The following is a 13,543-nucleotide window of genomic DNA, read 5'->3' on the forward strand; positions in this document are numbered from 1 at the left end:
ATTATTTGATTTCTTGTAAGATATTTATATTTTTATAAAATAAGCTTAATAAATGTAATTTAATAAGCTTATTTTATAGATTGTTTAAATACTTTATCATTTTTTAATTAGATAAACTCTTTGCTGTCGCTACCTTAGTTGATGCCCTAGCTAATTGTCAAGTTGATATCAAGTTCTTATGCACGGGTTTTCAGCATTTTCCCTATAACTTTGATAAAATATCTGGCAACAACTGACTAGGAACTTTAGATAAAGCCAGATTTTGCCCCTGTATCCCTAATTCATCATGAAAAGCGCGAATAGTTTTCACCACATAAGTGAAAGTTGTTTGATAAACCTCTGATTGTTTGCTCAATGCGTTTAAGGCTTGCAAATGGTAGTCTAAGGCTATTTCTAGGTGTTGAGAACGTGTTGCTTTGTCACCATTAAATGACTTATCTATTACTAACTGATAATGTGCCAGTCCCAGGTTATTATAAGAGGCGAGTAAATCAAAGCTTAAAGGAGTACCGCTCAGAGAGTGAGCCAAGGATATGGCCTCTTCGTAAGTACTGATGCATAATTCTAGATACTTTTGCCGTGCCTCTTTAGTTGTCTGAGATAAATTTGCTAGATGCCAGTAGGCAGTACCTAGATTATTTTGTGTCGCGGCGCAGGCACTAGGAACATTAGCTGGAGTGCGATACTTAAGAGCTTTGTTATAGACATTAATTGCTAGCTGGAGATTTTGGGCAGGTTGTTCGTATTGTGCCAGATTCCAGCAGGCAGTACCGATGTTGTTTTGAATCATGCCATACTTGAGCGGCTCCTCTTCGGGGTTGTAGTGTACAAGTGCTTCGTTGTAAGCTGCGATCGCTTTCTTTAAATGCACAATCGGTTGATTATATTGCCCTAAATGCCAGTAAGCAGTACCCAAATTGTTTTGACAAGCCGCATACTTTAATGAATCCATATCGGCTGTACGATAGTTGAGGGCTTCATTGTAAGCTGAAATCGCTTGCTGCCAATTTTCAGAAGGGTGAGAAAAACGAGCTAAATCACCATAAGCCGTCCCTAAATTATTTTGCACACGAGCGTAAGTTTCCCGATGCGTCTGTGGTGAAATCATCTTTAACGCCAACTGATAAAATTCTATTGCCTGCTCTATATAAGTTTGTCCCTCCTCAGAATTGGGTGGTGTGCGGTATAGCATCCAGTAGAGTGTACCCAAATCATTTAATATATCTGGAAGTTGTGGTGAGCTTTCGTCAAAGCTAATTGCTTCCTGATAGGCAATAATTGCAACCATCAGGTTTTCGAGGGTTGACTCTCCTTGCTCAATACGAAGGCGATATAAAGTGCCCAAGCGATGATAAGCTTCTGCCAGTATCTCCCCTGAAACAAGATTTTCGTGTAATTTTTCAATCTCCAACAAAATCTGCTGTGGTTGTAAAGAATCCTCAATATTTTTGCTAGGATTTGTGCCGATTGTTGCTATTACTAGCTCCGTTAACTCGCTACTAATATAAGATAAAGACGACAGCGATTGATTATTATTCACACTACCAGACCTATTAGTAGATTCTGGGGTTTGATGTACACTGTTGTCTTGTATCTCTGCTGAGAAATCGGAATTATTTTCAAACTTAAACTCAGTTGCTGCCGTTCTGAGTTCTGCTTGGTTAAGTGATTCATCTAGAATCGACTGCTCAATATTCCCTAAATCCAAACTTTTGGAACTAGAAAAACGTTCTGGATAGCCTGCATTTTGAATTGCAGGTGTGGGTTCTCCAGCAAACACAAATACACCAGTCCGGCAACGCCAAAACTGTGGTGCTGATTGCTTGATGGCAGATAACCAAGGACGCGGTATCCACAACAGCAAGTTAGATTCTAGGAATCGACTGGATTCTTGTGTAGAGAAAAATTGTTCGCTTAAACGCAGATAGTGTAAAAATAAACGCTGTGTTGCTACTGGTTGCTTAGTGAGATGCTCCACGCCTACAATCTGAAATGCTGGTACTGGAAAAGGTCTTCCAGGGGTATCTTTTGAACCTCCAACGGTTGGCGGTGGATAATTAGCTAACCATTGATTTATCTGAACTATAGGATTGGGATCGTTTAAATTCAAACGCAATGTAACTAATCGCGGATAAGCTGGAGTGCTATTTTCTTGGGCATTTGATTGCTGATATAGCACCTGTCCAACAGGATAAGCCAATGTAGAATGCAAACGAGCAGCTACTTGATTTCTTAAGTGTAAATCATCACATACCGCTAAAAAAAGTTGTCGTCGTAAGCCAAGACTCAGGGCAAGTTTCAGGCGGTGGTATACTTGCCGATTCCAATTAGAATTATTCTTGTGTGTAGTATCATTCACGCTCATAACGCCTAAAGAGCCAAAACACAGTACATATCACCGTTTTGGGTGCATTCAAGTGAGCTAAAGTCATAATAAAAATGATTTTTAAGTGGATGTTATACGGCTCAGAATAAATTAAGCTTTCAGGTCTAAATAAAATAATAAAGTATAATTATATACTTTAATTGCCAGTTCAATTTTAACAAAAAATAAAAAAGCAGGCCCCTTTGAAAATCGGAACCTGAAAAATTATCAAGAAGATGAAATTTTATTAAAATGTTTTACGATTAACTGCTCTTAGAAACAAAGAAGGCGACTACAATCAAGCCGACAACCAAAGCTGTAGCGGCGATTCCTACTAAGAGATAAGTTCGTTTTTGCCCTTCCGTGGGAGGTTCTGCTTGATAAATCTTTGGTTCCCGGGCAAAATTATTCAGAAGGCCGCCTTCTTCGTTGGTATAGGGCATGAATTGATTCCTTTATCTTTATCGTTCATTTAATGTTACATAAATGCTAAATCCGCTCTGAAACTGCTAGACAAATCGTTACATTATGAATTGAGAATTAGGCATTGGGAATTGAAAAGAGGCAGAGGGGAAAACTAATCTTCCTGCTTCCTGCTCCCTGCCCCCTGCCCCCTGCTTCTTACCCATTCCCTAATTAGTAATTGTCCCAGTTAGAGGTGAACTAGGACTGGCGTAATCTTTGATGGGCATCCTGCCAGCAAGGTATGCTAGACGACCGGCAACTGTTGCTAAATTCATGGCACGAGCCATTGCTGCTGGGTTTGCAGAAAGAGCGATCGCACTATTAATCAACAAGGCATCTGCTCCCAATTCCATTGCTTGGGCTGCTTCTGAGGGTGAACCAATACCAGCATCTACTACCACAGGCACACCTGCATTTTCGATGATGATTTGGATATTGGCGGTTGTTTTTAGCCCTTGTCCAGAACCAATTGGTGATGCTAAAGGCATTACTGTTGCACAACCTACTTCTTCTAAACGCTTGGCTAACATGGGGTCAGCGTTTATATAAGGTAATACTGCAAAGCCTTCTTTAACTAGTTGTTCTGCGGCTTGCAGCGTTCCAATAGGATCTGGGAGTAAATACTTAAGATCGGGTATTACTTCTAACTTTATAAAATTATTATCTTCCTGTCCTAACAATTTCGCCATTTCTCGCCCCAAACGGGCTACTCGAATTGCCTCTTCAGCAGTTTGGCAACCTGCGGTATTGGGCAACATCCAAATTTTTGTCCAATCCAAAGCTTCAGCTAAACCTTCATGCCCAGGGGCTTTAGTTTGTACCCGTCGGACTGCTACGGTAACAATTTGGCAATCACTGGCGGCGACGCTTTGCTGCATTTCTTCAATGCTGCGATACTTACCAGTTCCCGTCATTAAGCGAGATTGAAAGGTTTTGCCAGCAATAATTAACGGCGAATTTGTAGAGACGCGATTCATCGCGTCTGGATTCATCGCGTCTGAGATATGATGCCCGTTGGAGAAATTGGCAGAGTGAGTCAGCATTGGGGTGAAGGTAGATGGCTGGGATTGGAAGCGGGAATAGTGAAAATCAGCAAGTAGAGGATCGGGCTTTTGTTCTAAGATTAAATCGGCAATCAATACGGCTGTTACGGGTGTGAGTAGAATCCCGTTACGGTAATGACCTGTAGCAAGGGTTAAATTTTGACAGTGGCTAGTACCAAGGATGGGCAACTCATCAGGAGTGGTTGGGCGAAATCCCCACCAGAACTCTTGGATGGGATAATGCTTTAATTGAGGATACAGCCGGATAGAAGCTTGTAATAATTTTTGAATGCCGTCTGGGGTATTGTTAGGGGTGAAGCCAACGTCTTCGCTTGTTGCCCCGATAATTAGGCGATCGCGTCTTGGTACGATGTAAATATTCTGCCCAAACAAAACCCGCTTTAAGGGCAATTCTGGGGTAAATTTTGGTATCTCTACACTCAGCATTTGTCCTTTTCTGGGACGCACTGGTAGCGGTAATAACTCATTTGACCAAGCACCGGAAGCTAAAACATAGTGCGCGGCGCGAATCACTCCAACATTGGTTTGTATACCAACTACTTGCCCTTGCTGCTGTAAAAATCCTTCGACTGTAATACCGTCTTTGAGTTCAACGCCAAGAGACTCAGCTGCCGTTCGCAATACGTGAGCTAGAGCCTTATTATCAACTTGCGCGTCTTCAGGATACCACCAGCCACCAATTACATCTGCTCCTAACCCTGGCTGATATTGATGAATTGCCTCTTTATTTAACCAGTAAGCAGGGGACTCTTCGCTAGCAGAGGGGCAGAGGGGCACAGAGGCAGAGGAGAGAACTTCCTCTTTTCCCCCTGCTCCCCTGCTCCCCCGCTCCCCTGCTCCCCTGCTTTCTTCAAAGACAGGTGCGAGAATACCACACGGACGGTAGCCAGTATTTAAGCCGGTTAGTTCTTCTAGTTTGCGCGTCCAGTCGGGATATAAAGCACGCGATCGCAAACACAATGAACGCATTGCCCCATTAGTGATGTTTTCCGCGTCTGGTGCTAACATCCCAGCGGCGGCGTGGGTAGCGGCAGCCTGAAAGTCACGACAAAGCACGGTGACATTTGTCCCGCGCAGTTTTAGTTCAACGGCGATCGCTAAACCAATAACACCGCCACCAATAATTACGATCTCACTAGTCATTAGTCATTTGTCATTTGTCATTTGTCATTAGTACATAACTAATTAACTCATAACTTATAACCTATAACTCGTAACTAAAGACATATATCCTTACCACAAGGCGCGAATTGGTTCGTTGCTTTGATTGGAATCACTTGATGGTGTGTTTGTTTCTGAACTATTTGTATTGCCGTCTGTTGTACTGTCAGCAGGTGATGTTGAGTCATCAGAAGGATTTTGAGCAACGCTGCTTCTGTTGTCAGGTCTTGGGGCTACAATAGTGCGTCTGTTTTCGTTTGTTTCGGTTGTTTCATTTCCTTCGGTTGCAGTTTCTTCATTTTTGCTGCCCGCGCTACTATTAACATTGATATTAGCTGGCAGGACTTTTGCTGCTTTGCCACCGGGAGCGTTAGCGGTTTGTACGCCCATAGGAAAATTGATGCCTAGTAATGTACCAAGCAGAATGGCTAAACCACCAGCCATTAAAATTAAGGGTGTCCATCTACCCATATTGTCTTAACTCCTTTTTAACCTTTTGGTGTCCACACTATTCGAGAACCTTGTCCCCAAAATCCATCAAACTTTGTCACTTGCACATCGCCTAAAACTTGAGTTTGACAGGCTAAACGTAAGTCTGTTGTAGGAGAATGGGGAGGAAGCGAACGCCGGGTTCGATCGCGCCAATTCGCTGCTGAGACTTCGCCCTCTACCTTAACCGCACAGGTTCCACAACTGCCAATGCCGCGACAGTTTATTACCTTAGCACCGTCATTGTAGAGGTTAATACCATTTTGCAGTAAAACTGTTCGGAGATTGCTTCCGCTTACACACTGAATTGTTTTACCTTCAGCTAGTACTTTAGGCATTTTTAAACTGTAAAACAGGCTTTTTGTTGTATATTGACACATTGCCTCGAAAGTTGTCTCGTCGGTCCCAGTTTTATGACCACAAATTCCTCACCTCAACTTTGGCTTTATGACACTACATTACGGGATGGCACTCAGCGCGAGGGGCTATCAGTATCGATAGAAGATAAGTTACGCATTGCCAAGAGACTCGATCAACTGGGAGTTCCCTTTATTGAAGGCGGTTGGCCTGGTGCTAATCCCAAGGATGTACAATTTTTCTGGCAACTCCAAGAAGATCCGCTAAAACAAGCTGAAATTGTGGCTTTTTGTTCGACTCGCCGGCCTAACTCCACTGCCGCAACCGAACCGATGCTACAAGATATTTTGGCGGCGGGAACTCGCTGGGTAACGATTTTTGGTAAGTCTTGGGATTTACATGTCACAACTAGCCTGAAGACGACATTAGAAGAAAATTTGGCGATGATTCGTGACACCATCGAGTACCTCCGTTCTCAAGGTCGTCGGATTATCTACGATGCCGAACATTGGTTTGATGGTTACAAGCACAATCCAGATTATGCTTTACAGACATTAGAGGCTGCGATCGCATCTGGTGCTGAATGGCTAGTCCTCTGTGATACCAATGGCGGTACTTTACCTCATGAAATTAGCCAAATTGTTCAAGATGTCAGTAGTCATTTGTCATTAGTCATTAGTCAAGAACCAATGACAAAGGACAAAGGACAAAGGACAATCCCCCAAATTGGAATTCATACTCATAATGATTCCGAAATGGCGGTTGCTAACGCAATAGCCGCAGTGATGGCTGGGGCAAAGATGGTACAGGGGACAATTAATGGTTACGGTGAACGTTGCGGTAATGCTAACCTCTGTTCGTTAATTCCCAATTTACAACTGAAGCTGGGTTACAGTTGTATCACAGAAGACCAGCTAACACAACTTACAGAAGCGAGTCGTTTTGTGAGTGAAGTTGTCAATCTTGCACCTGATGAACACGCTCCCTTTGTAGGACTTTCGGCTTTTGCCCACAAGGGTGGTATTCATGTATCAGCTGTAGAACGTAATCCCCTCACTTACGAACACATTCAGCCGGAACAAGTCGGGAACCATCGCCGCATTGTGATTTCTGAACAGTCTGGACTGAGCAATGTTTTAGCCAAAGCCCGAAGTTTTGGGATTGACCTCAATCAGCTAAAGGCAGAAGCCAAGCAAATTCTTCAGCGTCTCAAAGATTTGGAGAGTGAAGGATTTCAATTTGAAGCAGCAGAGGCGAGTTTTGCGCTACTGATGCACGAAGCTTTGGGAGATCGTCAGAAGTTTTTTGAAGTCAAAGGTTTTCAAGTCCACTGTGACTTGATTGAGGGGAAAGAAACTAGTAACGCCCTAGCTACAGTCAAACTCGCTGTTGACGGCAAAAATATTCTCGAAGCGGCGGAAGGTAATGGCCCGGTTGCGGCGTTGGATGCGGCTTTACGCAAGGCTTTGGTGAATTTTTATCCTCAAATAGCAACCTTCGATTTGACAGATTACAAAGTGCGGATTCTTAACGGACACACGGGCACTGCGGCGAAAACCCGCGTGTTGGTAGAATCAGGCAATGGTCGTCAACGCTGGACAACGGTAGGGGTTTCTACCAATATTTTGGAGGCTTCCTATCAAGCAGTGGTGGAGGGCTTGGAATATGGTTTGTTATTGCACTCCCAAGGGTCAGCGGTGGTGAAAGCTTCTAGTTGACAAAAGGGATATGTAGTGTGAGGGAAGCGATCGCCAAAGTGCGATCGCTTCCCATAAGTCACAATAATTCGTAATTTTTACCCCACGACTGAAGTCGGCGGTCTAACTGAAGATACTAAGCATTTTTATGTTTCCATTGATGAATCAACGGGCTTGTACCTATTTAATTACGAATTACGAATTACGAATTACGAATTAGTAATTATCTGATCAATACCTTTGGATTTCAAAGTAATTTTTTTGCCACAGGCGAGCATAACGACCAAAACCCGTGTATTGGTAAAATCTAGGCAATGGCGATCGACACTGATAAAAGACAGGCAGGATAGAAGGTGACAATCGAAATCTACGTCAGCACTGATATAGAAGCGGATGGCCCTATCCCTGGGCCCCACTCCATGCTTAGTCTTGCCTCAGCTGCATATACCGCAGACAAACAATTAGTTGCGACTTTTACAGCTAATTTAGAAACCTTGCCAGGGGCACAAGGACACCCCAAAACTATGAAATGGTGGGCAAAGCAGCCAGATGCTTGGGCAGCCAGTCGAGCCGATCTCAAGCCCCCTTTGAAGGTCATGGAGTCTTACCACTCTTGGCTTGTAGCTTTACCAGGGAAACCGATCTTTGTTGGCTATCCAGCTGCTTATGACTTTATGTTTGTCTACTGGTACTTGATCAACTTTGTGGGTGATAGCCCCTTTAAATTTTCGGCATTGGATATCCGATCCTATGCGATGGCATTTTTGAAACAAAGCTACAGCAAATCTGGCAAGGATAATCTACCATCTACATGGTTAGAAAATCTTCCATTGGCTCACATTGCCTTAAATGATGCTATTCAGCAAGGAAAGTTGTTCTGTAATCTCTTGCAAGCAAATTTAGATAGAGAAGAAAGATAGTTAGGACTTACACAAAAGTACATATTGTTTGCGTAAGTTTTAATAGTCATGCGATCGCATTTATCAAATTCATTAGCAATGTAAAACGCTGATATGGTTAATTTAGTGGCTTCTGTACCATGAATACCAAAACAGCAACTCAATCACCATCTCATACAGACAATTATTGTTACTCTTAATACCTGAAGTGCGTAGGCAAAGCCCAACTCAGGCATCGCCAATATTTCAATACTTAGGTGCAGACCGAAAAATCTAATGCTTCCACAAAAACTTCATCTAAAGCAAGGGTTTAAGAGAACTTTTCCCAAGATTGGGCAACTAATTGGCTCAACCAGCGACGTTGTTCCCGATCCAGCAGTGGATCGTCTGCTAGCAACTGAGCGGTTAATTCTTCCAAAGATTGCCCCTGAGCGCGGACAACTTTAATTACGCCAGCGATCGCAGCAGCAACAAGTTCCTCATCAATCGGCTGTTGTCGCAGAGCAAAAATTTCCTGGGGGCTGTCTGGAATGGGATAATTCATGGCGTGGGTTTACAGAAATACAAAATGAACAATAAATTTGACAAACTCTTAAAATTTCTTCACTGAATCTTTATGAAACTAATAGGGCGGAGTTTACCTTACTTTGTGCCTTAAGAAAATCTGTCTTAGTGAGTAGATTGATGTGAGATGTCAGGAAAAAATGAAAGAGATCCTTTATTTAGAAGTTCCAACTCCAGATATAGAAACTGTGCGTAGCTGGCTACAAACAGATTTTGAACCTGGAAATGGAGAAAAAGTGCTTACTTCGGAAGGCTTTCGCCTCAAATTACCCAGTGCTACTACATCTGCTGGGGCGGCTGTTTCCGAAAACTTGCCTGCGGAACTTTCGGTATTTATCTGGTCGGTGCAACGAACTACCTATTTAAAAGTTTTTCGTTGGGCAGAACAACCCTTTCCTAATGAGGGACAAATTCTGCAACGCCTAAGTAAAGAAATCAGAAACCGTTTTCCGCATCATTACCCAGAACCGCCAACAATTGATTTATCCCAGCAATCGATTTTTGCCGCGTTAGCCTCTGCTTATCCGCTCACTGTCAAGTATTTTCAGAAAATGCCCAACGGTGAATACGATTTAACACGCGCCTACTGGTGGGAACAACGATGGCGTGAAGGAGTACGAAATCCGCAGCAGCCGCGTCAGGTTGTGTTTTCGCAGCAGAGTCAAGGGGAAATAACCAATGTCCCATCCCCAATTCCCAATGCCCAATTCCCAATTCCCCAGTACGACATCATCTATATCGGTGGCGCATTAGGCGCGATTCATGCAGCATTGATGGCAAAACTAGGATATAAAGTCCTGCTGGTGGAACGAATGCCTTTTGGCAAGATGAACCGAGAATGGAATATTTCCCGCGATGAGATTCAAAGCTTGCTTGACCTGGGTTTAGTCACCCCCGTAGAGTTAGAAACCATCATTGCCAGAGAATACAAAGATGGATTCAATAAGTTTTTTGATGCGAATAACCCATCCAAACTGCGATCGCCCGTTCTGCACACACCCACAGTCCTAAATTTAGGCTTAGATTCCGAAAAATGGCTCCTTATGTGTGGGCAAAAACTGCAAGCCGCAGGCGGCGAAATTTGGGATGAAACAGAGTTTATCCGTGCAGATATTGATATATCACAAGTTCTATTGCAAGTCAAGCACTTACCTAGCCAGGTTGAAAAACAAGTAAGTGGAAGGCTGCTAATAGATGCAATGGGAACGGCCTCACCCATCGCTTGGCAATTAAATGGTGGTCGTGCCTTTGATAGTGTATGTCCGACGGTAGGAGCGGCAATTGAGAGCGGATTTGAGCCGGGAGTATGGGATTCCCAATATGGGGATGTACTTTATAGTCATGGAGATATTTCGCGGGGAAGGCAGTTAATTTGGGAACTGTTTCCTGGAGCAGATGATGAACTGACGATTTATTTATTTCATTACCACGAAGTCAATGCTGAAAATCCCGGTTCCTTGCTAGAGATGTACGAGGACTTTTTCACGATTTTGCCAGAGTATCGCAGGTGCGATATGGACAAATTAGTGTGGAAGAAGCCGACATTTGGGTATATACCAGGACATTTTAGTGTGGGAAGTAGCGATCGCACAGTTGCCTTCGATCGATTAATTGCGATCGGTGATGCTGCATCGCTCCAATCTCCCCTAGTATTCACCGGTTTTGGTTCCCTAGTTCGTAACTTAGAGCGCTTAACAACCCTATTGGATATTGCTCTCAAACATGACTTGTTGAGTTTCCGCCACTTGAATAAGATTCGCGCTTACCAAAGTAACGTTTCCGTGACTTGGCTATTTTCCAAAGGGATGATGGTTCCCACCGGAAAATTTTTACCGCCCCAGCGCATTAACTCTATGCTCAACACCTTCTTTGGACTGTTAGCAGACGAACCCCAAGAAGTAGCAGATAACTTCATCAAAGATAGGTGTGATTGGTTAACCTTTAACCGCCTAGCACTGAAAGCTGCTAGGAAAAATCCTGCCTTACTTTTATGGATTTGGGAACTTGCTGGCCCTAGAGATTTAATGCGATGGCTTGGTAGTTATTTCAACTTTGGTCGTCATGCCCTCGTTAGCGCTTTGCTAAGTCCCTGGTTCGGACGCTTTTTGAATCGGGCAGGTCATTGGCTAGAACCCCGGAATCCGGGCTTGTGGCTGTGGCTGCTGGCGATTAATTATGCGATCGCCACAGGCAAACCGCGATCGCGCTCTCAAGTAACAAAAACGAATCCAGAAGCCATAATTCCGAAATCAGAAGCCAGGATTCTTAATTAGGCATTGGCCATTGGGCATTAATCACAGACGCGATAAATCGCGTCTCTTGTACAGACGCGATTCATCGCGTCTCTATTGACCTTTGGGGCGAAAATTAGGTAGTTCCACAGATGCCAATGACTTACGCCCCTTGGGTGGACGCTGAGGATAAACTACTGGTGAAGGTGAATTGGCATCATCAGTGTTATCGCTTAGTAAGTCTGGGGGAAAATCATTTTCTGACAATTGAGAAACTTCTGACCAGTAATCTTCAGTTTCTCCAACAGGCGGCTCAGTGTGGAAGGAGGTAGAAGAAACTAGTAAGTTATTGGCTGGTGAAGTTACAGAATCTGCCGTCCCAGAAGTGGAGGTAGTTGCAGGGGGATTGATTTCTACCTCTAAATACGCCTCCCGGGGATTTTCTACTTCCTCATCATCTTCTAGGATTGTTGCTAAAGTTTCCCAGATAGGGGCATTATTAGCATCCACAGCATCCACATCTTTTTTTGCCGCAGGCGGTGGTGATGCAGATTCAGGCTGGGAAATGAAAAACATTTGGATTAGACTATCCAATTGCTGATCTAAATTGGATGACCCTGAAGTTGAAACAGCTTCTGGTGTAGCTGGAGCGTCAATTTTTGGAGACGGGGCAGGAGGTTCTGCTGGTTTTGGGGTCTTTTGCTTAACTGACCAGTTCCAAGAAGATGATGGCGGTGGAGTCGGTTCATTTCTTTGGAATGGGATTGGTGTTGAGGGTTCGCCCCAAGAATCATCTTCATTGTCAGTCAAGGATTCTGATTCTGCTGACCAAGGTTGAATTGGCTGGGCATTAGGAAACAAAGACCGAGCTTTTCTAGAAAATCTTCCTTGTCTGCTAGTTATGTCTTTGGGGTGTTTTGCAGTATCTTCTAAGGAGTCATAGCTAGGAACCGATGTATCTAAACATTTTTCTAGAGCCGCTTTAAATTGCAGCGTCTGGCGTTGTTGTCGCATCAGTCTAGTACGCAATTCCCGACAAACAGTTTCTGACTGTAATAACTGCTCAGATTGTTCGCTGTTATTAGTATGTAACAATGTACATTCTCGCTCTAGCTGGGCAAGGCGTTGCTGGCTAATTTGTAGCTGTGCTTTATAACTATCAGCAACAATTTCCTGGCGTTGAAGAGTTTGTACAGCAATTTCTAATTGTTGAAATAAGGATTTTATCTGTTCTTGAGCCGCAGCCAATTCTTGAGTATGTTGGTTGAACATGGACTCAGTAACGCTGGAGCGCGTTTTCTGCCACTGTAAAACCTTTTCAGACTCAGCTAGGTTGTCTTTTAGCTGCTCCACTTGTTCATACAAGTTATTATTAGCCGCCCGTAATTCTTGGTTCAATGCCAGCAGGTTTTGAAACTCTGAGTCAATAAGTGCTTGCTTGCCGCTTTCCGGCTCTGCAACCCAGTCCTGCTGGGTGGTATCTTTTGAAAATTGTCTATCTTCAGCTGGCATGAGCAGTGGCAGTTGTTTAACTGTCATATTGTCATTAGGCACAACTGAGTAAAAGGGACAACTCGCCTGCTCCGATTGTGGCGAATTAGCAGAATTTAGGGATTCCATCACAGCCCCCTTGTTTGAGGTGTCAGCTTCATTCATCACTCTTGACCCACCTGCCTAAAAATATCAGCAGTGCTGGCATTAGCATTGCTTATCAACTTTGTCTAATCAGGGTTTGCTCTAGAAGCTAAGTTTAACTCTCTCCAGGCACCAGCAATTAATCATCAATTGGTGTTCCCCATTTTGTATTTAGACTGATGCCGTTATAACACTATGATGCTCTTCCCCGTCAAGAAGAGGCACGGGGGAACAGGGCAGGGAGCAGGGGAGATTAATAGAGTAATGGCTCTGTCCCACAGAAGTTTTTTTACATGAAAATGCGCCATCAGCATACACTTTATTTTCTCTAATCGCATCTATCTTAAGATATTAATTTAAAATGTATTCTTCACTACATTTTATTTTGAATTATTTATTACTTAGGTATAGATGTCAGTACAAGTATCTCCTATTTAACGAGCGTTCTGTTATTTTGAGCGATCGCTATTTAATATCAGCAAACAACTAAGAGTTTCTGCTAAGACTAAAATATTACGAAAATCTGATATGCACGGGTAAACACGCATAAAGTGATTTTAAAGCAGTAATAATTTATATCAGTGTATTTATGAAACTTTTTTAAAGCATAATCTCA

General features: G+C 43.3%; 10 protein-coding genes. 3 read left to right on the forward strand and 7 right to left on the reverse strand.

What is annotated here, in order from left to right; all coding sequences use genetic code 11:
* Positions 1-202: 202 nt before the first annotated feature.
* The 5 genes from RMZ41_RS25445 to RMZ41_RS25465 form a co-directional block, all read right to left on the reverse strand.
* A complete protein-coding gene (locus RMZ41_RS25445) occupies positions 203-2,365 on the reverse strand; it encodes a tetratricopeptide repeat protein (RefSeq protein WP_322642461.1) in 2,163 nt (720 codons plus the stop codon).
* 263 nt (positions 2,366-2,628) lie between these two features.
* Entirely contained in the window at positions 2,629-2,808 is a 180-nt protein-coding gene (gene psb34, locus RMZ41_RS25450; RefSeq protein WP_322642460.1) for a photosystem II assembly protein Psb34, read from the reverse strand.
* A gap of 189 nt (positions 2,809-2,997) precedes the next feature.
* Complete coding sequence (gene thiO, locus RMZ41_RS25455) at positions 2,998-5,037, reverse strand: glycine oxidase ThiO (RefSeq protein WP_409875948.1); 2,040 nt, start codon at positions 5,035-5,037, stop codon at positions 2,998-3,000.
* A 90-nt stretch (positions 5,038-5,127) separates the two neighbouring features.
* Positions 5,128-5,526, reverse strand: a complete 399-nt coding sequence (locus RMZ41_RS25460; RefSeq protein ID WP_322642458.1) for a hypothetical protein — start codon at positions 5,524-5,526, stop codon at positions 5,128-5,130.
* Between the two features lie 17 nt (positions 5,527-5,543).
* Positions 5,544-5,882, reverse strand: coding sequence for a 2Fe-2S iron-sulfur cluster-binding protein (locus RMZ41_RS25465; RefSeq protein WP_322642457.1), 339 nt, complete (start codon positions 5,880-5,882; stop codon positions 5,544-5,546).
* A gap of 75 nt (positions 5,883-5,957) precedes the next feature.
* Here RMZ41_RS25465 and cimA point away from each other — a divergent pair, with 75 nt between their 5' ends.
* Positions 5,958-7,619: a citramalate synthase gene (gene cimA, locus RMZ41_RS25470; protein ID WP_322642456.1), complete on the forward strand. Its 1,662-nt coding sequence runs from the start codon at positions 5,958-5,960 to the stop codon at positions 7,617-7,619.
* A gap of 332 nt (positions 7,620-7,951) precedes the next feature.
* On the forward strand, positions 7,952-8,518 hold the full coding sequence (locus RMZ41_RS25475) for an exonuclease (protein WP_322642455.1): 567 nt from the start codon (positions 7,952-7,954) through the stop codon (positions 8,516-8,518).
* A 289-nt stretch (positions 8,519-8,807) separates the two neighbouring features.
* On the opposite strand, the gene RMZ41_RS25480 is transcribed toward RMZ41_RS25475, so the two are convergent.
* Positions 8,808-9,041 carry a hypothetical protein gene (locus tag RMZ41_RS25480; protein WP_322642454.1) on the reverse strand — a complete coding sequence of 78 codons (234 nt, stop codon included), beginning with the start codon at positions 9,039-9,041 and terminating at the stop codon, positions 8,808-8,810.
* 160 nt (positions 9,042-9,201) lie between these two features.
* On the opposite strand from RMZ41_RS25480, the gene RMZ41_RS25485 reads away from it, so the two are divergent.
* Positions 9,202-11,334: a flavin-dependent dehydrogenase gene (locus tag RMZ41_RS25485; protein ID WP_322642453.1), complete on the forward strand. Its 2,133-nt coding sequence runs from the start codon at positions 9,202-9,204 to the stop codon at positions 11,332-11,334.
* Positions 11,335-11,406: 72 nt separating this feature from the next.
* Here the strand turns inward: RMZ41_RS25485 and RMZ41_RS25490 are convergent, their stop codons facing one another.
* Complete coding sequence (locus RMZ41_RS25490; protein ID WP_322642452.1) at positions 11,407-12,948, reverse strand: hypothetical protein; 1,542 nt, start codon at positions 12,946-12,948, stop codon at positions 11,407-11,409.
* Positions 12,949-13,543: the final 595 nt, after the last annotated feature.

Origin of the sequence: Nostoc sp. DedVER02, assembly GCF_034530675.2 — a bacterium.
In the GTDB taxonomy this organism is placed as follows: domain Bacteria; phylum Cyanobacteriota; class Cyanobacteriia; order Cyanobacteriales; family Nostocaceae; genus Nostoc.

Coding starts and splice junctions, on each gene's coding strand:
- cimA (WP_322642456.1), top strand. CDS start 5,958: ATGACCACAAATTCCTCACCTCAACTTTGGCTTTATGACACTACATTA.
- RMZ41_RS25485 (WP_322642453.1), top strand. CDS start 9,202: ATGAAAGAGATCCTTTATTTAGAAGTTCCAACTCCAGATATAGAAACT.
- RMZ41_RS25480 (WP_322642454.1), bottom strand. CDS start 9,041: ATGAATTATCCCATTCCAGACAGCCCCCAGGAAATTTTTGCTCTGCGA.
- RMZ41_RS25465 (WP_322642457.1), bottom strand. CDS start 5,882: ATGCCTAAAGTACTAGCTGAAGGTAAAACAATTCAGTGTGTAAGCGGA.
- RMZ41_RS25445 (WP_322642461.1), bottom strand. CDS start 2,365: ATGAGCGTGAATGATACTACACACAAGAATAATTCTAATTGGAATCGG.
- RMZ41_RS25490 (WP_322642452.1), bottom strand. CDS start 12,948: ATGAATGAAGCTGACACCTCAAACAAGGGGGCTGTGATGGAATCCCTA.
- psb34 (WP_322642460.1), bottom strand. CDS start 2,808: ATGCCCTATACCAACGAAGAAGGCGGCCTTCTGAATAATTTTGCCCGG.
- thiO (WP_409875948.1), bottom strand. CDS start 5,037: ATGACTAGTGAGATCGTAATTATTGGTGGCGGTGTTATTGGTTTAGCG.
- RMZ41_RS25460 (WP_322642458.1), bottom strand. CDS start 5,526: ATGGGTAGATGGACACCCTTAATTTTAATGGCTGGTGGTTTAGCCATT.